The sequence below is a fragment of the Synechococcus sp. RS9907 genome (genome assembly GCF_014279615.1).
Lineage (GTDB): Bacteria > Cyanobacteriota > Cyanobacteriia > PCC-6307 > Cyanobiaceae > Parasynechococcus.
The window spans coordinates 1,409,077-1,428,027 of the sequence record NZ_CP047944.1 but is presented as its reverse complement, the minus strand read 5'-3'; the positions used below and the strand labels follow the sequence as shown (position 1 = coordinate 1,428,027).

At 59.5% G+C, this 18,951-nt stretch carries 30 protein-coding genes; 15 read left to right on the top strand and 15 right to left on the bottom strand.

What is annotated here, in order from left to right; genetic code table 11:
* The first annotated feature begins 105 nt into the window (after positions 1–105).
* The 3 genes from SynRS9907_RS07775 (at position 106) to SynRS9907_RS07765 (ending at position 2,255) form a co-directional block, all read left to right on the top strand.
* Positions 106–423 carry a DUF3303 domain-containing protein gene (locus SynRS9907_RS07775; protein WP_011364476.1) on the top strand — a complete coding sequence of 106 codons (318 nt, stop codon included), beginning with the start codon at positions 106–108 and terminating at the stop codon, positions 421–423.
* Between the two features lie 30 nt (positions 424–453).
* Positions 454–1,647 carry a glycosyltransferase family 2 protein gene (locus SynRS9907_RS07770; protein WP_188020580.1) on the top strand — a complete coding sequence of 398 codons (1,194 nt, stop codon included), beginning with the start codon at positions 454–456 and terminating at the stop codon, positions 1,645–1,647.
* 362 nt (positions 1,648–2,009) lie between these two features.
* Positions 2,010–2,255, top strand: coding sequence for an RNA-binding protein (locus SynRS9907_RS07765; RefSeq protein WP_115161927.1), 246 nt, complete (start codon positions 2,010–2,012; stop codon positions 2,253–2,255).
* A 24-nt stretch (positions 2,256–2,279) separates the two neighbouring features.
* Here the strand turns inward: SynRS9907_RS07765 and SynRS9907_RS07760 are convergent, their stop codons facing one another.
* Entirely contained in the window at positions 2,280–2,546 is a 267-nt protein-coding gene (locus SynRS9907_RS07760; protein ID WP_188020579.1) for a hypothetical protein, read from the bottom strand.
* A gap of 112 nt (positions 2,547–2,658) precedes the next feature.
* On the opposite strand from SynRS9907_RS07760, the gene SynRS9907_RS07755 reads away from it, so the two are divergent.
* A complete protein-coding gene (locus SynRS9907_RS07755) occupies positions 2,659–2,829 on the top strand; it encodes a hypothetical protein (protein ID WP_188020578.1) in 171 nt (56 codons plus the stop codon).
* A 60-nt stretch (positions 2,830–2,889) separates the two neighbouring features.
* Positions 2,890–3,024: a hypothetical protein gene (locus tag SynRS9907_RS14040; protein WP_255441730.1), complete on the top strand. Its 135-nt coding sequence runs from the start codon at positions 2,890–2,892 to the stop codon at positions 3,022–3,024.
* A 1-nt stretch (position 3,025) separates the two neighbouring features.
* Here the strand turns inward: SynRS9907_RS14040 and sodC are convergent, their stop codons facing one another.
* Positions 3,026–3,562: a superoxide dismutase family protein gene (gene sodC, locus SynRS9907_RS07750; RefSeq protein WP_188020577.1), complete on the bottom strand. Its 537-nt coding sequence runs from the start codon at positions 3,560–3,562 to the stop codon at positions 3,026–3,028.
* An 85-nt stretch (positions 3,563–3,647) separates the two neighbouring features.
* Here sodC and SynRS9907_RS07745 point away from each other — a divergent pair, with 85 nt between their 5' ends.
* Together SynRS9907_RS07745 and SynRS9907_RS07740 are read left to right on the top strand one after the other, a co-directional pair.
* The gene (locus tag SynRS9907_RS07745) at positions 3,648–3,884 is read left to right on the top strand and encodes a hypothetical protein (RefSeq protein WP_006851383.1); all 237 of its coding nucleotides are present in this window, start codon (positions 3,648–3,650) and stop codon (positions 3,882–3,884) included.
* Positions 3,885–4,374: 490 nt separating this feature from the next.
* Positions 4,375–4,728, top strand: a complete 354-nt coding sequence (locus SynRS9907_RS07740) for a hypothetical protein (RefSeq protein ID WP_188020576.1) — start codon at positions 4,375–4,377, stop codon at positions 4,726–4,728.
* Positions 4,729–4,759: 31 nt separating this feature from the next.
* On the opposite strand, the gene SynRS9907_RS07735 is transcribed toward SynRS9907_RS07740, so the two are convergent.
* Positions 4,760–5,164, bottom strand: a complete 405-nt coding sequence (locus SynRS9907_RS07735; protein ID WP_188020575.1) for a YccF domain-containing protein — start codon at positions 5,162–5,164, stop codon at positions 4,760–4,762.
* Between the two features lie 65 nt (positions 5,165–5,229).
* On the opposite strand from SynRS9907_RS07735, the gene SynRS9907_RS07730 reads away from it, so the two are divergent.
* A complete protein-coding gene (locus tag SynRS9907_RS07730; RefSeq protein ID WP_188020574.1) occupies positions 5,230–6,090 on the top strand; it encodes an SDR family oxidoreductase in 861 nt (286 codons plus the stop codon).
* A gap of 316 nt (positions 6,091–6,406) precedes the next feature.
* Positions 6,407–6,700: a hypothetical protein gene (locus SynRS9907_RS07725; RefSeq protein WP_188020573.1), complete on the top strand. Its 294-nt coding sequence runs from the start codon at positions 6,407–6,409 to the stop codon at positions 6,698–6,700.
* Here the strand turns inward: SynRS9907_RS07725 and SynRS9907_RS07720 are convergent.
* Entirely contained in the window at positions 6,685–6,906 is a 222-nt protein-coding gene (locus tag SynRS9907_RS07720; protein WP_244272250.1) for a hypothetical protein, read from the bottom strand. The two genes, SynRS9907_RS07725 and SynRS9907_RS07720, sit on opposite strands and share 16 nt — an antisense overlap.
* Before the next feature lie 148 nt (positions 6,907–7,054).
* The gene (locus tag SynRS9907_RS07715; protein ID WP_115009163.1) at positions 7,055–7,441 is read right to left on the bottom strand and encodes a DCC1-like thiol-disulfide oxidoreductase family protein; all 387 of its coding nucleotides are present in this window, start codon (positions 7,439–7,441) and stop codon (positions 7,055–7,057) included.
* Between SynRS9907_RS07715 and SynRS9907_RS07710 the strand changes: the two genes are divergently transcribed.
* A complete protein-coding gene (locus SynRS9907_RS07710) occupies positions 7,441–7,806 on the top strand; it encodes a hypothetical protein (protein ID WP_255445823.1) in 366 nt (121 codons plus the stop codon). The genes SynRS9907_RS07715 and SynRS9907_RS07710 overlap by 1 nt on opposite strands.
* A gap of 12 nt (positions 7,807–7,818) precedes the next feature.
* Here SynRS9907_RS07710 and SynRS9907_RS07705 read toward each other — a convergent pair whose 3' ends face one another.
* Together SynRS9907_RS07705 and SynRS9907_RS07700 are read right to left on the bottom strand one after the other, a co-directional pair.
* On the bottom strand, positions 7,819–8,148 hold the full coding sequence (locus SynRS9907_RS07705; RefSeq protein ID WP_188022503.1) for a hypothetical protein: 330 nt from the start codon (positions 8,146–8,148) through the stop codon (positions 7,819–7,821).
* 146 nt (positions 8,149–8,294) lie between these two features.
* The gene (locus SynRS9907_RS07700; RefSeq protein ID WP_188020572.1) at positions 8,295–8,546 is read right to left on the bottom strand and encodes a hypothetical protein; all 252 of its coding nucleotides are present in this window, start codon (positions 8,544–8,546) and stop codon (positions 8,295–8,297) included.
* 97 nt (positions 8,547–8,643) lie between these two features.
* Here SynRS9907_RS07700 and SynRS9907_RS07695 point away from each other — a divergent pair, with 97 nt between their 5' ends.
* The gene (locus SynRS9907_RS07695) at positions 8,644–8,835 is read left to right on the top strand and encodes a hypothetical protein (RefSeq protein WP_188020571.1); all 192 of its coding nucleotides are present in this window, start codon (positions 8,644–8,646) and stop codon (positions 8,833–8,835) included.
* A gap of 227 nt (positions 8,836–9,062) precedes the next feature.
* Here the strand turns inward: SynRS9907_RS07695 and SynRS9907_RS07690 are convergent, their stop codons facing one another.
* Together SynRS9907_RS07690 and SynRS9907_RS07685 are read right to left on the bottom strand one after the other, a co-directional pair.
* The gene (locus SynRS9907_RS07690) at positions 9,063–10,448 is read right to left on the bottom strand and encodes a serine hydrolase (RefSeq protein ID WP_255445822.1); all 1,386 of its coding nucleotides are present in this window, start codon (positions 10,446–10,448) and stop codon (positions 9,063–9,065) included.
* Between the two features lie 61 nt (positions 10,449–10,509).
* Positions 10,510–10,752, bottom strand: a complete 243-nt coding sequence (locus tag SynRS9907_RS07685; protein ID WP_188020569.1) for a hypothetical protein — start codon at positions 10,750–10,752, stop codon at positions 10,510–10,512.
* 170 nt (positions 10,753–10,922) lie between these two features.
* On the opposite strand from SynRS9907_RS07685, the gene SynRS9907_RS07680 reads away from it, so the two are divergent.
* Positions 10,923–11,513, top strand: coding sequence for a nucleoside kinase (locus SynRS9907_RS07680; protein WP_188020568.1), 591 nt, complete (start codon positions 10,923–10,925; stop codon positions 11,511–11,513).
* Positions 11,514–11,939: 426 nt separating this feature from the next.
* On the opposite strand, the gene SynRS9907_RS07675 is transcribed toward SynRS9907_RS07680, so the two are convergent.
* Positions 11,940–12,203 (bottom strand): hypothetical protein, encoded by a 264-nt coding sequence (locus tag SynRS9907_RS07675; RefSeq protein ID WP_115009286.1) that lies wholly within the window; start codon positions 12,201–12,203, stop codon positions 11,940–11,942.
* A gap of 180 nt (positions 12,204–12,383) precedes the next feature.
* Positions 12,384–12,638, bottom strand: a complete 255-nt coding sequence (locus SynRS9907_RS07670) for a DUF1651 domain-containing protein (protein ID WP_370586598.1) — start codon at positions 12,636–12,638, stop codon at positions 12,384–12,386.
* Between the two features lie 396 nt (positions 12,639–13,034).
* Between SynRS9907_RS07670 and SynRS9907_RS07665 the strand changes: the two genes are divergently transcribed.
* A complete protein-coding gene (locus SynRS9907_RS07665; protein ID WP_188020567.1) occupies positions 13,035–13,319 on the top strand; it encodes a 2Fe-2S iron-sulfur cluster-binding protein in 285 nt (94 codons plus the stop codon).
* On the opposite strand, the gene nth is transcribed toward SynRS9907_RS07665, so the two are convergent.
* Positions 13,320–13,973: an endonuclease III gene (gene nth, locus SynRS9907_RS07660; protein WP_115082389.1), complete on the bottom strand. Its 654-nt coding sequence runs from the start codon at positions 13,971–13,973 to the stop codon at positions 13,320–13,322.
* Between the two features lie 188 nt (positions 13,974–14,161).
* Between nth and SynRS9907_RS07655 the strand changes: the two genes are divergently transcribed.
* Together SynRS9907_RS07655 and SynRS9907_RS07650 are read left to right on the top strand one after the other, a co-directional pair.
* A complete protein-coding gene (locus SynRS9907_RS07655; RefSeq protein ID WP_255446036.1) occupies positions 14,162–15,040 on the top strand; it encodes a metal ABC transporter substrate-binding protein in 879 nt (292 codons plus the stop codon).
* Positions 15,040–15,795, top strand: coding sequence for a metal ABC transporter ATP-binding protein (locus tag SynRS9907_RS07650; RefSeq protein ID WP_114989297.1), 756 nt, complete (start codon positions 15,040–15,042; stop codon positions 15,793–15,795). The genes SynRS9907_RS07655 and SynRS9907_RS07650 overlap by 1 nt, the downstream gene beginning before the upstream one ends.
* 16 nt (positions 15,796–15,811) lie before the next feature.
* On the opposite strand, the gene SynRS9907_RS07645 is transcribed toward SynRS9907_RS07650, so the two are convergent.
* From SynRS9907_RS07645 to SynRS9907_RS07635, 3 genes are read right to left on the bottom strand one after another with little or no spacing between them, the layout of a single operon-like run.
* Entirely contained in the window at positions 15,812–17,041 is a 1,230-nt protein-coding gene (locus SynRS9907_RS07645; RefSeq protein ID WP_188020565.1) for a flotillin family protein, read from the bottom strand.
* Complete coding sequence (locus tag SynRS9907_RS07640) at positions 17,041–18,378, bottom strand: flotillin family protein (protein ID WP_188020564.1); 1,338 nt, start codon at positions 18,376–18,378, stop codon at positions 17,041–17,043. The genes SynRS9907_RS07645 and SynRS9907_RS07640 overlap by 1 nt, the downstream gene beginning before the upstream one ends.
* 52 nt (positions 18,379–18,430) lie before the next feature.
* Positions 18,431–18,940 (bottom strand): NfeD family protein, encoded by a 510-nt coding sequence (locus SynRS9907_RS07635; protein WP_188020563.1) that lies wholly within the window; start codon positions 18,938–18,940, stop codon positions 18,431–18,433.
* Positions 18,941–18,951: the final 11 nt, after the last annotated feature.

The window sequence follows — 18,951 nt, the reverse complement described above, 5'->3', positions numbered from 1 at the left end:
TGCCAGCTTTGACGAAGGCTCCTGCTGAATGACTACCGAATTCAGTTGCAATTCCGCCTCAATCGTCGTTTGTGGCTACGAAGCAAGCGTTTGCCCTCCTTCACCGTGCAGCACTACTTGATCGTTTGGACGTTCCCGACCGTCGAGGGTGCGTGGGAGTCGTGCCCTGGCTTCGCCGATTACATCAACTCGGGAGCACCGGGAGATGCTTTCGATGGTTTTGCTCTCAAATATCGCGTCTGTGAACCGATCAGTGGCAGCGGTGTCGCCATTGCCGTCGCCAGTGACATCGGCAAGGTTTGGGCGCATCTCGGCCCCTGGATCAAGGATTTCGGCATTCAGTTCGAAGTCACTGCCGTGGTTTCGGATGCTGAATTTGCTGCGATGTGGCCGATGGTGGAAGCTGCAGCAACCGTCGACTGAGACGGCTGACCACCAGACCATGGCCCGGCTTTGACCCTTGCCCTGCTTGAGCCCCTGCTGTTTCTCGCTGCGGCTGGTTCGGCCTCAGCGGGATTGCTGATCCTTCAGTTGGGGTTGCAACGGGTGTTTGCTGTTGCACCGCGCTTGAAGCCGGGCCAGGACGTTGCTGCTCCGGACACCACGCTGACCGTGGTGATCCCTGCCTTCAACGAAGCCCACAACATCGAGGCCTGTGTCGCCAGCGTTCTGGCCAACCAGCCCCCCTGCAGGGACTGGTCGGTGTTGGTGGTGGATGACGAGTCCAGCGATGCAACGGTGGACAACGCCCTCCGGGCTGGCTCTGCAGCGCCCCACTTCCGACTGATCCAGGCCGGCCCCAGGCCCGTCAACGAACGCTGGGTGGGTAAGAACTGGGCCTGCAGCAGGGCCGTTGACCAGGTCTCCAGCGAGTGGCTGTTGTTCATCGATGCCGATGTTCGGCTCAAGCCCGATGCCCTGAAACGGGCCCTGGCTCAGGCCCTTGATGAGCAGGCCGATCTGCTGAGCCTGGCGCCGCGGTTGAGTTGCGGATGCCTGGCGGAATGGATGGCGCAGCCGATCATGGCCAGTCTGCTGGGCCTCGGCTTTCCCATCCTCGAAACCAACGACCCGGCATCGCCGGTGGCGTTTGCCGCGGGGCCTTTCATGTTGTTCAAGGCCTCCACCTACAGGCAGATCGGTGGCCACAGGGCCCTGGCTGGGGAGGTGGTGGAAGATCTGGCCCTCGCCCGCGCCATCAAGGCTGGAGGCCATCGGCTTCGTTATCTGCTGGGGCTTGATGCCGTCGATCTGCGGATGTACAGCGACCTCGCGGCGCTTTGGGAGGGCTGGACCAAGAACTGGTTTCTGGGCCTGGACCGGGACCCCGTCAAAGCCCTCGGTGCAGCCTTGGTGGTGGTGTTGATGTTCAGCGTGCCCTGGCTGTTGCTGCCGGCATCGCTCGTGTTGCTCTGGCTCCAACCCCTGCTGGCTTCAGCTTGGTGGTGGTTGATGGCCCTGACGAGCTTGGCCATTCTTCAACAGCTGCTGCTGCGGCTCTGGACGCGCAGCAACTTTGATGTGCCCCTCAGCTATTGGTGGCTGATGGGAGCCGGTGGGTTGCTGGTGGGTGCGATTGGCCCTGTCTCGATCTGGCGCACCCGCACGGGACGCGGTTGGACCTGGAAAGGCAGGGCTTTGAATTAGGCGTGGTGTGCCTTTTTGCGGGCATCTTCAGCCCGTCGCCGGATTGCCGCATGCCGGAATGCTTTTTCCAGCTTGGTCAATTTGGGTTGTTTGTCTTGTAGGGCAGCTTCGCCGCGGGCTTTGGCTGCGTTGATGAAATCGTCCGATTTGGTACCGCTGAGTCCACCCATTTCCATGCCTCAACTGAATCAAGCCTGGTTCCGTTGCGGCTTCATTCGGCTCGAAGCAAAGGCTTTCTATCGAATTCAGCCTTGAACAGAATTGTTTGGTAGCCCTTGACTCCATCCTTGAGCCATTCCCTCTGAAGGCGCGGCCCCTGGCCGCTGTGTGCGAGGGTAAGAGGTCTTGATTAACTCATTTTTTTGACGATCTTTATCGGAAATCTCTCCTGGGACGCTGAGCGGGAGGATCTCATTCATCTGTTCGGTCAGTACGGCGAAGTGAGCAAGTGCTCCTTGCCCCTCGACCGGGAGACAGGCCGCAAGCGTGGTTTCGCTTTTGTGGACCTCAGCAACGAAGCCGATGAGCAGTCGGCAATCGACGACCTGCAGAACGTTGAGTGGATGGGTCGCGCCATCTCCGTTCGCAAGGCCGAACCCCGCCGCTGAGCTTCAAAACAGCTTCGCTTCACCTCACTGTCCAAAACCACGGTCGGTTGTGGATGGTGGGGTTTTGTCCTGCGTTGTGTTGGGCTGTGGCTGTTGTGAGGTCTGCTCTTGTGAGGCCTGGCTGAACCGACTGTCGAGCCAACGCGAAACGATGTAGATCCCAATGAACATCGGGATGTAGATCTGATAGGCACTTTGTTGTTCAATCTCGAGCTGATTGACGACGGTGACAGCTGCGGTGCTGAGCACGAGGTAGATCCCGACGCGCCGAAACAGGGGTGATTTGAACAACGTTGTGAGAGCTCAAGCGTTTGATCATGTTCTCCTGCCGTTGAACTCCCTCAACTGGGGGATGTGCCAAACGCGCTTTGCCTGCTGAATGGGGAGGCACTGCAACGCTCCGATGCCACCCGCCTATGACCTGATCATTGAGCGTGGAGGCTCGATCGTGGTGGAAACCATCGAGGCCTGTGACGAAGATGCTGCCTGGCGCGCTGGCCTGATGCTGCACATCGATGCCCTGATGGCCGTGGTCTGCAGGGACGAACACGACCCCGAATCGACTCGGGCTTAGGGTTTTCTTAAGAGTTGGAGCGATGTTGTGATCGGTTTGATCGCCTCAGGTTTGTTCCTGATGTTTCCCTCAATTCCCGGAGCGGATCTGTCCCTGTTCCAACAGCTGAACAGGGAACTCGGTGCCCTCTGTCAGGAGCCACCCGCTCAGGCCATCAGGGTCTGTCGCCTTCATGCCCGCCTGGTGAACGGCTGAGTCAGCGCTCGTCCGGCACCACACCACAGGCAACCCGTGCTCCACCTCCACCGAGGGGGGGCTCGTCCCTGTAGGTGTCGCCGCCTGCATGAACAATCAGGGCTTTCCCCTTCAGGTCAGCGGTGCTGAGCCGAGGCGCCACCACGCTGGTGTTGGTCTTGCCGTCGTCATCCACCACCAGCCTGCTGAGATCGCCCCGGTGACCGTTTCCGAAGGGGCCGAGGTGTTGCCCCGTTTCATCAGGGTCCCAGTGACCTCCAGCAGCCAAGCCGGCAACCGCTGTGCCTTCGGCGGTTACGCCCACGTCACAGCTCCCCGCGCTGTGGAGATGGAAGCCGTGTTCCCCGGGTGTCAGCCCCGCGAGATCGGGATATATCACCAGGCCTTGGTCGGTGTCTTGCGCGGTGACGCTGCCGATCGACTCGCCAATGCCGTTGGCATCAATGCGTTGCAGGCTCACCTCCAGGGCTCCGCACCAGCCCGGTGAGAGCGTGAGCAGACTGATGAGCAGAACGAGCTGGGCGAGCAGGCGACGCATCACAGAACAGCGGGTTCTTGAATTCTCGCCCCCGGTTGGTGCCGTCTGCGGTGAAGATGGTGCGTCGTTCAGCTGATGCTTGGTGATGCGTTGGGAGTACACCCAGTTGCGCTTCGTGCCCCGGGGGAAGTCGTGGACCGGGGAAATCGAGGAGCTCTGGCTGGATGATCGCCAGCTGATCTCCAGAAGCCATCCGCAGCGTGACGTCACCCTGGTGGGCTTGATGAATGAATTGGGAGAGCAGGGGTGGGAATTGGTGACCTACGCCCAACCCTTCACGGGCTACCACGGTGGTTGCTACACCTTCAAACGTCAGAAGTGAGCAGCTGTTTCAGAGCGGGCTGGTGCTGATGTGCTGGGCCATGCCCATAAAACCGATCACGAGAAGAGCAACGGCAACGGTTGAGGCAATGGATGCCAAGCCCATTTGTGTTTGATGGCTCAGGCTTTTCATGCATCAACCTCGTTTTTCAGATGCACGAGAATGCATTGCTCGTAACAACTGCCATCATCAAGATTGCAGAGGGTTAGGCATTCAAAATAGGCATTCACTTGTGATTCAGTGACGCAAGCTTGGGAAGCATTTGGTGACTCCAGGTTTGTATTCAGCACATCTTTCTCAATTCGCAGAGCGACACTATGCCGATTTTCTTTTTTGGGCAATGAAATTATTGCGGCGGGTAAATACCTAGATAGGAATACCTATTCGAGTTAAATCTAAGTTTCCGATTTATTCATCCCTGTCATTAATCCAGTGCTGGAGCGCTCTCAAGCCGATCTGATTGCAGGCCCAAGCTCCTTAAAGTGAGCCGATGAGCAAGGGCAACCCCGCTGAACGGCTCGAGGATGAGCTGGATCGTGCCAAGGCTCGTGGCCGCTGGCTCAGTGACGATGAGCAGGCTGACCTTGATCGCGAAGCTGATGCTGTGGCCCTTCAGCTGGAGGCCAAGCAACGGCGTGATCGCAAGCTAATGATCCTCACCGGGGTCTGCCTGTTGATTCCGCCGTTGTGGCCTCTGGCCCTGGGGCTGACCCTGTTTCTTCTCTATCCAGACACCATGGCCAGGATCGGACTGGCTGCGGCGATCACTTTCCTGGTGGGTGGATTGCTGTTGGCCGGCGTGCTCGGTTTGGCGATGGTCTGGCTGATTCAGTGGCTGTTCTGATCTGGTGCTGTTCTGATCAGCTCTGCTGAGATCAGTTGCGAGATTTCACCACCGTCATGCCGACGGGAGCCAGGGCAATCAAAGCCAGCTTGATGTGCTGAATGCCGAAGGGAATGCCGATGATCGTCACAAAACAGGCCAGGGCACTGCTGAGGTGACCCAGGGCCAGCCACCAGCCGGCCACAAGGAACCAGATCACATTGCCGAGCGCCCCCAGGGAGCCCGTCCCCAGATCACCACGTCCTCTCAGCTGACGACGGCTCACGGCTTCGGAGCCGAAGGGCCAGAGCGAGAAACAACCGACCACCCAGCACGACCGTGCCCATGGCAGGCCAACGATGGTGATGGCGCAGATCAACGCGGCCAGCCACCAGGCCAGAGCCATGGGAAGTCCGCCGAGAACAACCCAGAGCAGGTTGAGGATCATCGAGATCATGTCTCTATTGTCACGGCAGGCCCAAGGCTCGTTCGTTAAATTCTGTAAAAGGTGTTTGACCGGGCATGGCGGGCAGTTACGGGATTGTGGGTTGTGGATATGTGGGATCCGCTGTCGCCACCCACCTCAGGCGCCAGGGCCATGAGCTTGTCGGCACCACCACCAGCCCCGGACGTTTGGCTGAGCTCTGCGATCTGGTCGACCACCCCCGCCTCTACAGCGCTGGCGATCCTATGGCGGATGCCAGTTTCCTGGATCGGCTCGATGGGGTTCTGATTGCGATGGCGCCCACCACCGCCACCTTTGAAGACGATCAGTACGAGAAGGTTTACGGCCAGGCGGTACCGGCCCTTGTTGAGGCGCTGCGTCAGCGCCAGGGACGTCGACCGCTGCATGTGACCTACCTGAGCAGTGCAGGGGTGTATGGCGATCAGGCCGGCGCGATCTGCAATGAGCTGACCCCTCCGGATTGTTCCAACAACGCCAACGCCCTCCTGGCCAGCGCCGAGGCGTCTGTTCTTTCCTTGAACGACGCTTCAACCCAGGCCTGTGTGTTGCGGCTGGGTGGTATTTACGGTCCTGGCAAGGACATCCCGTCGTACATCCGCAGTGCTGCTGGGCAGCCGGTTCGCAAAAACGGCAATCACATCAATGCCTGGGTTCATCTTCACGACATCATTCGCGGTGTTGATTTCGCCTTCGGCCGGCGGCTCCAAGGCATCTACAACCTTGTGGATGATCTCCAGTTCACCCGGCGTCAGCTTTCCAACGCCTTGTGTGATGACTTCGGATTGCCCCCAGTGATCTGGGACAACCACGATCGCCCCGGCGCACGCATCTTCAATGCCCGTGTCAGCAACGCCCGGCTGCGTGAAATCGGATTCCAGCCCAGCGTCAGCTCCATGCTCGAACCTGTTGCGGCCTGAGGGTCCAGCCCCGCTTAGCGAAGCTGTTCATCATTCGCGGCAGATTTGATTTTTCGATACAGATTTCGCATCGATTTCTCATTTTTCGTTGTTGTTGTGAAGCAGGATTGCGGAATCCACGTTCAACTTGCTGCGTTGATTAGACCCATTGCATCCAACGCGGCGGCGCTGTGAAAGACGAATCGTTCTGCATCGAATTTGCGTCCTCTTTGGCCTTGATGTTGCTGGAGCTCAACGCAGAACTTCTTGAGCTTGCAGACGAAGCCTCCAACGTTGCAGCAGAGCTTTCTGTTGTTGAGCTTGAGCGTTCCTGCTGATGCTCGATCGCATTCGTGCCGTCTTTGCTGAGGCCCAAGCCGAGGGCATGGATCAGTTGTATGACGTCATCAATGCGGCGCGTGATCTTGCACCGGATTCAGATTTTCAGGCCTGCTACGACCTTGTGATGGCATCCGGCGGCCCTGAAGTGGAAACCTGGATCAACTTCACGGTGACCACAGCCACCCGTTTCGATCTTGACGATCAACCGGAGCCGGAACAGTTTCTTTCCGTTCTCGAGGAGTGTTGTGATGCCCGTCGGGAGCAGCAGCGGGCTCAGCCTTCGGAATAACGAAGTGCCTTGAGGCCCATCACTAGATGGGTGCGAAAACTTCCCAGCGCCATCACCTGCTTGGGCGATCGCGTGTCGCTCACTGCATCGCCCTGTCCTTCAATCCAGCGCAGCAACTCCTGGGTTTGGTCGGCCCATGCACTGAGTGCTGCGCGGAGCAGTTCGTCATCGCTGAGCCGCCCTTCAGGAACGGCGGATGTGTCCATCGCCGCTTTCAGCAAGGCGTTGAGTTGCTGATGGCTCAGCGCGTCGGGAACAAAGGGATCAGGATCGATGCTTAAGAAAATCTTTAGGCGTGCTTCGACCGTAGTTCAGGGGTATCGGTTACGACCACCCGTGTTTTGGCTCATTGCGTCAGCGTGATCGAGCTTGATCCGGGTCAACGCTCAGCCCGCGGGTGGCAAGGGCCAGGCGCCGGGCTGCCAACAGGGCTGGATAAGCCAGTGCTGAACGTTGGTTGTCACTGAACAACTTGGCCAGCAGTCCGAGCAGGGGATCACTGGGGTTCATGCGCCGGCTGAGTTCAGCAATGGCTTCGCTGCCATGCCACGTCTGCTCACCTTCGATCAGCACGGCCCCATTGCGCAGAGGCAGGCCGAGGGCATTGAGTTCGCGACGGATCGTGTGATCGGCGCGCCCGTCAACAATGCGCAGATTGGGAACACCCGCCTGGAGCTCACTGCGGAGGGCGAACTCTCGACAGAATGGGCATCCGCCGTCGTAGATGAGGGTCAACAACATTGCTGAATTCTGTCGCGAAGGGCCTGGGCCTGGCGTTGTTGATGCTCTGCCTGCTGCTGGCTCCCCAGCCGTCATGGGCCGATTGGATCTGCGATGGGGATCGGCTCAGTGTTGAGATCACGCGGGGAGCCGTTGATCTCACCGGCCTGGCGGAAGGCATTCCCAACACGTCGGAGGGATCCCTGCCTGGGGACGGAGTTCTGTTGCGCTGGCGTGATGTGGAGTTGCAACTACCGCGCACAAACAATGCAGGTGCCCCCAGTTACACCGATGGCCGTTGGTGGTGGCGGGTCGTTGATCAATCAGCGCCGGAATTTTGGGAACGCCGCGGCACAGTGATTCGCCACCAATGTGAACTCATCTGAGCCTTCCTCCAGCTAACGCCGTTTTCGCTTGCGGCGGTTGGCCTTGCGGGTTCCTCCATAGCGATAACCAGCTTGTTCGCGAAAGTTCGGCCAGCAGGTTTCGCACACCAGGATCCAGTCCGCGAGTCGGGCGGTGATTACCCGGAAATGCACGTCTCCCGGCTGTCTGCAGTGATCGCAACAGAATCTTTTGTTTTTCCACAGTTTTTCAACCGACTCCTCTGGCGGATCGGGGACCTGAAGCTTCTCCTGAGGATTGGTTGCTTTGTTCACAGCAGGGAGCGCTTCGTTGCCACTTGAGGCGTTTTTGAAATCACTGATGCATTTGTTGCTTGAAATCAACGGCCAGCACAGCATTTTTCACATTGAACGCCAGGATGTGCCGGGGGCTGCTGAGCATCTGAGGCTTGTTTTCCACGCCGATGGCCAAAACCACTGCGCTCGCCAGGATCAGTTGTTTTGGCCCTGTGGAAAAGCTGTGTATAACTCTACGAATCGCTTGGAACTTGGGCGTTGATGGAGGCTTTTAGGGCGGCCATCTCGTGGGCGGTGAGGTGAGCTTCAACGGCCTCAGGGGTGTTGTTCAGATAGTCGATCCATGCCTCGTAGCACTGTTCCTGCGTTGCTGATGGGTTTTGACCTTCACCAACTCCTGCGCTGAGCAGAAGCTCTTCGATCCTGGCCAGCCGAGCTTCGATCCGGCTCAAGCGGCTGCCGATGGCGTCGTCCTGTTGCGTCACCTGCGGATGGGCGGTGGTTCCCGTGATTGTTGCGGAGCGCGCTTGGGTTGACGCTGTAGTACATGCGCACTAAAACAGATGTACTGCTCCGAAACCCATGGCTGCGAGTTCTCCTTACGCCACCTTCCGCGCTGACGAGTGGATGCGGCATTCCTTGATCCGACCCCGCAAGGCGTTTCCGGCGGCAGCCTCGGCGGTGGCGATACCTCGTTCCAGGCCCACCGCTGCTGTTCGAGCCTGTGATGCCGTGCAGGGGGAGCTTTTTCTCTTTCCCGTCGTGATCTGCTGAGCCTTGGTCTCTGCGACAAACATTTGCAGGAGTCGCTGTTTGCCCCCTGTTCTGCCAGGGTTATTAGTGGTTTTTATTGCCAGACCATGCTGTTGTTCGCCTCCCAGACAGCTCCAGGTGGCCCGACTGTCATTCTCCCGGCCCTGCTGATCACCGGACTTCTCGTTGCGGCATCCCAGGCGTTCGTGCCCAAGGGCGGCGACAAGAACTGAGCGCTGCCGTTCGCTTCACCGAAGGGCTGAGAGAACATCAGCCCCGAAAGCATTGGCATCAAAACTCGGCTTCTTGGATGTCTGTCCCAGCCGCACGATCACCGCGCGCTGTGATGGAGCCACCAGAAGAAGTTGTCCCTGATAGCCCTCAGCTGAAAAGCTGTCATTGGGCAGATCGGGCCTTGATTTGTGGCTGCTGAGCCACCAGTGCGCGCCATAAGCCTGTTTTGATCCCCGCGACGCTGTCCGTGCCTGCCGAACCCAGGTTGTGGGTAGAAGTTGCTTGCCGTTCCAGCGGCCCTGATCCAGATACAACTGTCCAAACCGGGCCCAATCGCGTCCGCTGGCCCACGCCAGGGATGAGCCCACCAAGGTTCCACTGTTGTCGCTTTCGAGAACGGCAGTCGTCATCCCAAGTGGATCGAACAATGCCTGCTTTGGAAAGCTCCAGTAGCGCTGATCGTCATCGATGGCGTGCCTGAGGATCCGACTGAGGATGTTGGTGGTTCCGGATGAATAGCTCCACTTTTTTCCTGGTTTTTTGCGGAGGTGTTGGCTGGCGGCGAACCCTGCCATGTCGGCTTCCTGGGTCAGCATCCGCACCAGATCCGAGTTCAGTGTTCCCGTCGATTCCTCGAAAGCCAGCCCGCTGTTCATGCGCAGCAGCTGATCCAGGCTGATCCTTCGGCGTGGATCCTGCGGATCACTCCATTCGGGCACCTTCGGTGGCTTGGCTGGATCCAGAAGCCCTTCTCGGATGGCCCGTCCGATCAAGGCATGGGTGACGCTCTTGCTCATCGACCAGCCAATCAGTGGCATGTCGGGCTGGATGCCTTGGGCGTAGCGCTCGGCGATCACCCAGCCGTTCTGCACCACCACAACGGCGCGGGTGCGCTTTGGTGAGAGCGGCTCCTTCTCTTCAAAGGCGCGATCGAGAGCGTCCTTCAGTGCCTGCTCATCAATCTCCGGCGGTTCTGCGTCGGCTGTGGCGATCAGGGGCCAGGCGGCGCCAATGGGCTGGGAATCTGCGGAGCCAGGCTGGTTTGGCTTGGGTAGCCGGGGCGTTGGATGCCCATTGATTTGCCATGTGCAACCACGTTCGCCGTTCTGAATCGCTTCAGCACGAATCAGCCCGAACAGGGCGCTGGCTTCAACGCGTCCAGCGTTTGGTTTGATCCGGGTGTGGATCATCCCCTGGCCGGCGGCCAGGTCTTCCTTGAGCACCTGGTCTGGATCCATTCCAGCCATCAGCACGCTGCTGCAGAGCTGCTTGGCGCTGAAACTCGACCCCGCCCTGGCGAATGTGATCAGGTTCCGTAGCGGAGCTTCCAGGCCTGCTGTGGCACTGAAGGCCACGGCCGCCATGGAGATCACCACCGTCTGCCACTGCTGCTTTGTCACCCTCAACGGCCATGAAAAAAGCGGGGGTGTCCCCGCTTCAATCATGGATGGAACGTTGGCTTCAGTACACGTCGTAGCTGACGCCGCGGTAACGCAGTTCCCGCCCACCGCTCGGGTGCTGTTGTTGGTCGATTTGTTCGTAGGCGACGCCGCGATAGCGCAGCACCTTGGTTTTACTCCCCACCGGGGTGTGCACCCGGTCCGTGTGGCCCTGGTGGCGGTAGGCCCGTGCCATCTGTGTTCTGGCCGTTTCGATGGCCTGATTGCGCACAGTCCGTGCCTTGATCAGTTGAAGGGTGTTCATCTCTCTCTTGCGCGGTGCCCACGCCCCCGTTGCCTGGCGTGGATCTGACTGCGGCCTGTTGATGAGGCTCAACGTGACCACACCCTAGCCTCAATTGGTATCAACGGCTACTGTTTTTCCTGCTTCTTTTGGGGCGGCGTTGTCAGCATGGTTCTGGATGAAGGCGGCGCTTGTCTGGGGCAGTTCCTTTGGTGTGCATCTGCGGGCCGTCTGCGGCCGGCAAGACAACCCTGGCCGCCCGTCTGGCCGAGCAGCTGCGTGCCACGGGGCGTCATCCCCTGCTGATCGCCTGCGACGACTACTACCGCTGTGGTTGGTCGCCCAGCTCGCGCTATGGCTTCGACACGGTGGATGCCATTGACGCGGATCAGCTGAGGTTGCAGCTCAGCGCTGTTCGCTACCGCCAGTTGAACGCGCTGCGCAGCTACGACATGCGCAGCCGCAGGGTCAGCTCCAGGTTGTTGCAGCAGCCCTATGACTTGGTTTTGGTGGAAGGCTCCTACGGGCCGCAACATCTTTTGGAGGCTGTGCCCATCTCGCTGGTTCTGTACGTCGAAACCCCTCTTCTGCAGAGGTTGATCAAGCGTCTCTGGCGTGATGTTCGCGACAGGCAGAGGCCGGCTTCCTATGTGATTCGCCAGATGCTGCGTGAGATGCTCCCGGGTGAGCGCCGCTTCATTCACCCTTTGAAGCGTCGCGCAGATCTTGTTGTTCGGGGCTACGACTTCGATCTGGAGCCGATTCTCAGCAGAATTGGATAGCTGCTTAAGCGTTGATCAGTTTCAGTGGCTTGATTCTGCGTAGGCCTGTCTATCGAGGCTAATTCGATCAGCGAGGCTGCTTTTTAGGGCGAGACATCTTCTTTTTAGGACGAGACAACAGGCGCGAGATTTTGGTCATCCATCGACCCGGTGCAGCTTGTTGCGTCGAAACAACCGCGGCTCTTTGCTTGGCTGACGCAGGGTTAGGGCCTGAAGGTTCTGATAGCGCCCAGCGGAAATCCATCAAGGATCGAGGCTTGCCGGCCGGGGACTGAGCCAGCACCTGCTGGCGAAGCTGACGTTGAGTGCGCAACAGCCTTCAAAGGCACCTTTGTGCACCATGGCTCAAGCAGGTCCTGTTCCGCCAGCAGGGGTCTCTCGTTCATGAGATGCGCCCGACAGTGCCTCGCCCAGGGGGGGACAGGCTCAGGCCTTGTTTCCTTCGTCGTCCCAGTACTCGATTCTGTTCACTTCAAGATCGTCTTGTTTGAGTTTGGCGGCGATCTCCTTGGCCCTCGCCCTCAGATACAGCTCATCGGTCACCAGGCTTTGGTAAACGATCTCTTCCAGGGTTTCTGCGGGAGCTTCTGAGACGATCTGCTTCACGTCGTCCTTGCTCAGCTTCACGTCAGTTCGAATGCTGACGGTCTGCTCGAAGTTGAACTCGATTTCGTTGATGACCGATTCCATGGGCTCCCTGGCAGACAAAAAGAAACCCCCGCCAAAGGCAGGGGTTCCAAAACGGCTCGCAGGAGTGTGTCCTTGTTTCCACCCTGTGAGGCGTTTTTCCTCACAGGCCCAACATGCCAATCCGATGCGTTTGTTGGGATTGCTGATGGACAGCCTCGCGGTTGGCCCCAGCGACCTGTCTCAAAGTTCAACCGCGTCGCCCCAGGCCGGAGATGCAAGGCGTTTCCAGCCCTGGGTCTGCAAGGACGCCCAGAGTTGTTCTGCTTCGGCCTTTCGCAGGTGTCGGCGTTCCTTCAGCAGGGGAGGGCCGTCAGGCAGGCGCCGGCCTCTGTCGATGAAGACCTTTGGCTCATGGATCCATCCCTTCTGATCGCGATGGAATCGCCAGATCCAGCGGTCGTCGCTGTCAATCAGCCAGCCCTCTCCCATGATCATGCTGCAAGTACATCTGTACTAGCAATGGTGGGCTTGGCTGGTCAAGTGGTCTTCTGGATCAGGTCCAGGCCAAAAAAAAGGAGCAGGCCCCTCAGCCCGCCCCCTCCGTGACGCATGGAAAGCACCACTGCTTTCGTGATGCACTGTCCAAGACGATGGCGCTTTGGCGGGTATCGATCCGCACGTTTTTAGGCATTACTGCTTAGTAAGAACTGTTCTCATCCGCGTGATGATTCCGCAGGCGCGAGCATCACTGCCAACGCTTCGGGGAGTTGAACGAGCGCAGGTTCCCTCGCCTGCGCCTCCCCCAAACATTTATGGGAGCAGGGTGCGGATCCAGTTGCTTTGGCGCCGATGGGCTGATCCAGCTACCAACCCTTCAGGATCTTTCGCGTCATGGCCTCTTTCAAGATCAGCATCGAGGGTGGTGCCAGCTTTTCGTGCCCTGATGACACGTACATCCTCGATGCCGCCGAGGCGGCCGGCGTGGATCTGCCCTATTCCTGCCGGGCCGGCGCCTGTTCAACCTGCGCCGGCCGATTGGTGAGTGGTTCGGTGGATCAGACCGATCAGAGCTTTCTCGATGATGATCAGATCGGCCAGGGGTTTGCCCTCCTTTGTGTGAGCTACCCCACTGCTGATTGCGTGATCAAGGCCAACGCTGAAGAGCTGCTGTCTTGATCAGGGCTTGCGGGTGATCACAGGACGGCGCCGTTTCGGATAGAGCTCACGGCACATGGGGCAGACGGTTCCGTCGCAGCCCCGTGCTGTGCAGAACTCACGGCCCCAGAAGATGATCTGCAGGTGCAGCCGGTTCCAGTGCTCCTTGGGGAAGAGGCGCTTGAGGTCCTGTTCCGTGCGCGCCACACTGCTGCCGTCGCTCAACCCCCAGCGTTGGGCCAGCCGGTGGATGTGGGTGTCGACGGGGAAGGCGGGCACGCCGAAGGCCTGGGCCATCACCACGCTGGCTGTCTTGTGCCCAACCCCCGGTAACGCCTCGAGTTCCTCAAAGCTCTGGGGAACATCGCCGTCGTAGGCCGTCACCAGAATCTGGGCCAGGCGGCGCACGTTTCTGGCCTTGGTTTTGGCCAGCCCGAGCTGCCGGATGAACGCCAGGATCTGCTCCTCCTCGAGTGCCGCCATTGCTGCGGGTGTTGGCCCAGCGGCAAACAGCGCCGGCGTCACCTCATTCACCTTCTTGTCGGTGCATTGAGCACTCAACAGAACAGCGATCAGCAGGGTGAACGGGTCACTGTGATCCAGGGGGACCGGTGTTTCCGGGTACTGCTCGTGGAGGCGCTGCAGGATCACCTCCACCCGCTCAGACCTGCGCACAGTTTTTCAGTGGGTGGAGTGATCCTGGCGCCTCAGTGATTGCATCGCTTCGTTGCAGCCTTTCCCTGCCATCGCCGAGATTGTTTTAGGACCCAATGATGCGAACCTCGATCAGGCCACGTCGGCACGCATTGCCCCTGTTGAACTGGAACCGTTCGGCAGCAGTGCTGCTGGTTGTGGTGGCCGTGATGCTGGCCTCCTGCCGCAGCCGAGATCAGGACGTCAGCGCGGATTCACGCCCCCAGGTGCTCACCACCTTCACGGTTTTGGCCGATCTGGCCCGCAACGTGGCGGGTGATCGGTTGCAGGTGGCTTCGATCGTCAAGCCCGGTGCCGAGATCCACGGGTATCAACCCACCCCCAGTGACATCGAGCGCGCCAGCAAGGCGGATCTGATTGTTGAGAACGGGTTGGGGCTGGAGTTGTGGGCCCGGCGTTTCACGGCTGCAGCGGGGGATGTGCCCACCATCAACCTTTCGGAGGGGATGAAGCCTCTGCTGATCACGGAGGACGCCTATTCCGGCAAGCCCAATCCCCATGCCTGGATGTCCCCCCAGCGCACGATGGGCTATGTGGACCATCTGGAGCGGGCCTTCAGCCAACTTGATCCAGCCGGGGCGGAGGACTTTGCCGCTAACGCGTCGGCCTACAAAGCCAAGCTCCAGGCCCTCGATCAGGAGCTGCGCAAGGCGATTGCCGCGCTGCCGGCCCAGCAACGGCTGCTGGTGAGTTGCGAGGGAGCCTTCACCTATCTGGCAGCGGATTACGGACTCGAGGAGGCCTATCTCTGGCCGGTGAATGCCGAAAGCGAGATCACACCCAAACGCATGGCACGGTTGATCGACACGGTGCGAGAGCGCGAGGTGCCAGCCATTTTTTGTGAAAGCACCGTGAGCGATAAAGCCCAACGGGAGGTGGCAGCGGCGGCCGGAGCACGATTCGGTGGAACCTTTTACGTGGATTCCCTCTCACCTCCGGACGGTCCTGCCCCCACCTTGTTGGAACTGCAGCGGCACAATGTGGGTCTGATCCGCAAGGGCCTGGGCCTGTCCGAGAGCAACCGCTGATGCGCATTCAGGCCGACCAGCTCTGTGTGGACTACAACGGCACGGTTGCCCTGTACGACGCCAGCCTGCACCTGCCAGCCGGTTGCATCTGCGGTCTGGTGGGCATGAACGGTGCCGGAAAATCGACGTTTTTCAAGGCCCTTACTGGGTTTGTGCGACCCTCGCGCGGCAGAATCCGCATCAACGGCAGCAGCGTTGCTGAAGCTCAGCGTCATCAAGCTGTGGCCTATGTGCCCCAGAGCGAAGGGGTGGATGCCCAGTTCCCCGTGTCGGTGTGGGATGTGGTGATGATGGGCCGCTACGGCGCGATGAATGCGTTGCGGATTCCCCGCAGCTCCGATCGTGTGGCTGTGCGGGACGCCTTGACGCGGGTTGATCTGCTGGAGCTGGCCGATCGTCCCCTTGGCACCCTCTCGGGTGGTCAGCGCAAGCGCACGTTCCTGGCCCGAGCCATCGCCCAGCGCGCTGATGTGCTGCTGCTGGATGAGCCCTTCAATGGGGTTGATGTGCGCACGGAGCAGCTGATGGCCCAGCTGTTTCTTCAGTTCCGCGACGAGGGCCGCACCATCCTGATCTCCACCCACGACCTGGGCCACGTCCGTGATTTTTGCGATCTGGTGGTTCTGATCAACAAGACCGTGCTCGCCTACGGGGAAACCTCAGAGGTGTTCACCCCTGAAAACCTCGCCATGACTTTCGGTGGCGTGCCGCCCGATCTGCTGACGGGCAACAGCTCCCCGGAGGAGACATTCTAATCGATGCCCCTGCGGGTTAATCGACGCTGTCGCTGGATTCCGCAGACTTTATCGGCAGCCGTAAACCGGTTGATTGCTGCAGCTGTTTCAAGAGCGTGGCGATTGTGAGGGTGGAGCCCCCAGACTTCTCTCCCACCAGAGAGACCTCCTCCACTTCAACCGGTTGCACCGTGTCGCTAAGCATCGTCAGCAACGGTTCCAATTTCTGAAGCAAGAACAGACGTTTGGCATCATCTCCCGAGCGTTTCAGCGATTCCACGAGATCGCGCAGACCTTCCGCTTGGGAACGACCCTGCTCAATGATCGTGGCGGCCTCTCCCTTGGCCTCAGCCATCATCGTCTGACATTCCGATTCCGCCGGGGCGACGATATCGGCTTGCAGTTGCTCGGTGACCTGCTTGATCCGCTCCGTTTGCACCGGAAGCTCCGCTTCGGCGCGCGCCAGTTCGGCTCCCACGCTCGCCTCCACTTCTGCAACGAGCGCTGCCCTTCGGGTGAGGGCGTCGGTGGTGCGCTTTTCGGCGTTGGCGGTGGCGATGGCGAGGTCTTTATCCAGACGCCTCAGGTCCGTGATCCGCTGGTTTTCAGCCTGCTTCACGGCGGACTGCGATTTGGCTTCCGCCTCAGCAATGCGCGAATCCCGCTTCAACTCAACCAGTTGCTTGCGCCCGATGGAGTCGAGATAGCGCACATCGTCGGAGATGTTCTGAATCTGCAGGGTGTCCAGAACCAAACCAAGACGCTGGAGGTCGTCTTCGGCTTCCTCCAGCAGGGTGCGGGCGAAGGTGACCTTGTCCTCATTCAGCTGCTCTGGGGTCAAGCTCGACATCACGCCCCGCAGATTTCCCTCCAGGGTTTCCTTGGCGATGTGTCGGATTTCGTCTTGGCTTTTGCCGATCAACCGTTCAATGGCGTTATGAATTCCCGGCTCGTCTCCGGAGATCTTGATGTTCGCCACACCGGAAACATTCAACGGAATGCCTCCCTTGGAGTAGGCGTTCTCCACCCGTAAATCGATGATCATGTTGCTCAGATCGAGCCGCATGACCTCCTCCAGTACCGGGATGCGCAGGGCGCTTCCACCTCGGACCGTGCGGTACCCCACAGTTTGACCACTGCCTGTGCGCCGCCGAAGTCCAGCGAAGATCAAGACCTCGCTGGGCTGGCAGATGTAATACAGCTGGCGCAGCAGGATGATGAAAGCCCAAAGACCGGCAGCACCGGTGAGGCCGATAGCAACAAACATCAGAGATCTCCTGAATCACGAAGGGTTGTTGTGCTGCTCAAGGTGGCCAGCAGATCGATACCCAGAATCTGGTGCACTTGCTCGAAGAATTGCCGCACCACACGGTGGTTCAGTTCAACGAGGCTGGCCAGGCTGGACGCATCATTTCCGTCAAGCGTGGTGATGCGTTTCAGCTGGATACGGCTGGGCAGTTGCGTTGCCTTGTCCAGCACCATTTCGATCTGCTGCAGCAGAAACACCAGTTCCGATGTGCTGCCGGCCTCGTCCCACACGGTGGTGAGTAGATCATTCACAAGGGCACTGGCCTTCACATCCTCTGCCGTTGCGGCAGCCCGGCCCCGAGCCCGTAATTCCTTCGCCTGCTGTGCGGCCTGAGCTGGCAGCACCTCTTCCGCCTGCAGCCGCAGACGTTCAAGTTGTGCCCGCACCTGCTGAAGTTTCTGCTCGGCCCGAGCACGCGCTTCGAGTTCGGCTGCCGCCGTGCGTTCCTCTTCGGACCTTGCTTTTTTTTCCATCTCCGCGATCTGGGTGCGGACGGCGTTATCTTTCTCCAGCACGGTGGTTTCGGCTTCGGTGCGGACCACCTCCGCGACCTCTTCCATTTTCGCTTCCACCCGCTCGGCCTGACCGATCGCTTCCGCTTCAGCTATCTCCGCATCTCGCACGATCTGTGCAACCCTTCGACGGCTGATCGAGTTCAGATAGTCGACATCGTCCGACACACTCTGAATCTTGAGGGTGTCGAGCTGGAGGCCCAGTCGTCTCATGTCTGAGCCAACATCGTCTGCAATTTGTTCGGCGAACCGCAGGCGGTCTTCATTCACCTGCTCGGGTGTTAATTGAGCAAGCACGCTGCGCAGATTGCCTTCCAGGTTTTCCTTGGCCACCTGAACGATCTCGTTCTGGTGATGGCCGAGAAACCGTTCAATGGCGTTGTTCCGAATCTCTGGATCCGTGCTCACCTTCACATTGGCAATCGCCTGAATGTTGAGGGGCGTGCCGCCATGGGAGTAAGCATTGCTCACCTCCACAACAACCGGCAGCAGCGTCACATCCATGCGCCGTGCCGTTTCCAAGATCGGTTTCACGAAGGTCCAGCCACCATTGGCAACCACGCGATAGCCCTTGGCTCCTTGGCCCTGGTTTGACTTCGAACCGGTGACCACGAGCATTTCGTTTGGCCGGCAGATGCGGATCATCCAGCGACTGATCAGGTTCAGAGCCACAAGGCTCACCAGGACAACGCCGGCTCCCCCGATGATCAATTCACCCTGATTGCGGTTGCTGAACTGAACGGTTGGCGGTCCGGTCTGCGCCTGGACCAGTTGTTTCGGCATCCGCGTTGCTGAGATCCAGTCCTGGCATAGCAACCGTGGTGCCAATCGACCATCACACTTCAGGCAGTTGAAGGGTTTCCACACGCAGTGTGTGATCGTCGCTGGCGACCACAACCACCTTGGTGTTGGCGGCCAGTGCTCCGTTGCAACTGAGCGCAGGTCGGCGCAAAAGCGTTCCTCTAATCGACACCTCCACGAAGCCGCGTTGCTCACCATCCATCGCCAAGGTCACCACTCCCTCCAAGCCGACCAGATCGTCGCTGCGCACCAGGCTGTTTGCCTCCCGTTGGCCAAGCATGCGCAGCACGCGCATCGCCGCCAGCCCCATCCCCCCTCCGATGGTCAGGGCAATGAGGTGGGTGAGCCAACCGCCGTTGTTGCGCACCAGCAGTTGCATGAGAAGTCCAGACAAGCCGAAGCCGGTGAGTCCAAACGACCAGAACGGTGTGCTGAAAAGCAGGCTCAGCGCTCCCCCTTCACCATCACCGCCGCCGTCATCGTTCAACGAGAGGTTGATCAGCACCAGCCCGGAAAGGAGGCAGAACAGGTAAGCGTTCAGCATGGGGCGTGTTG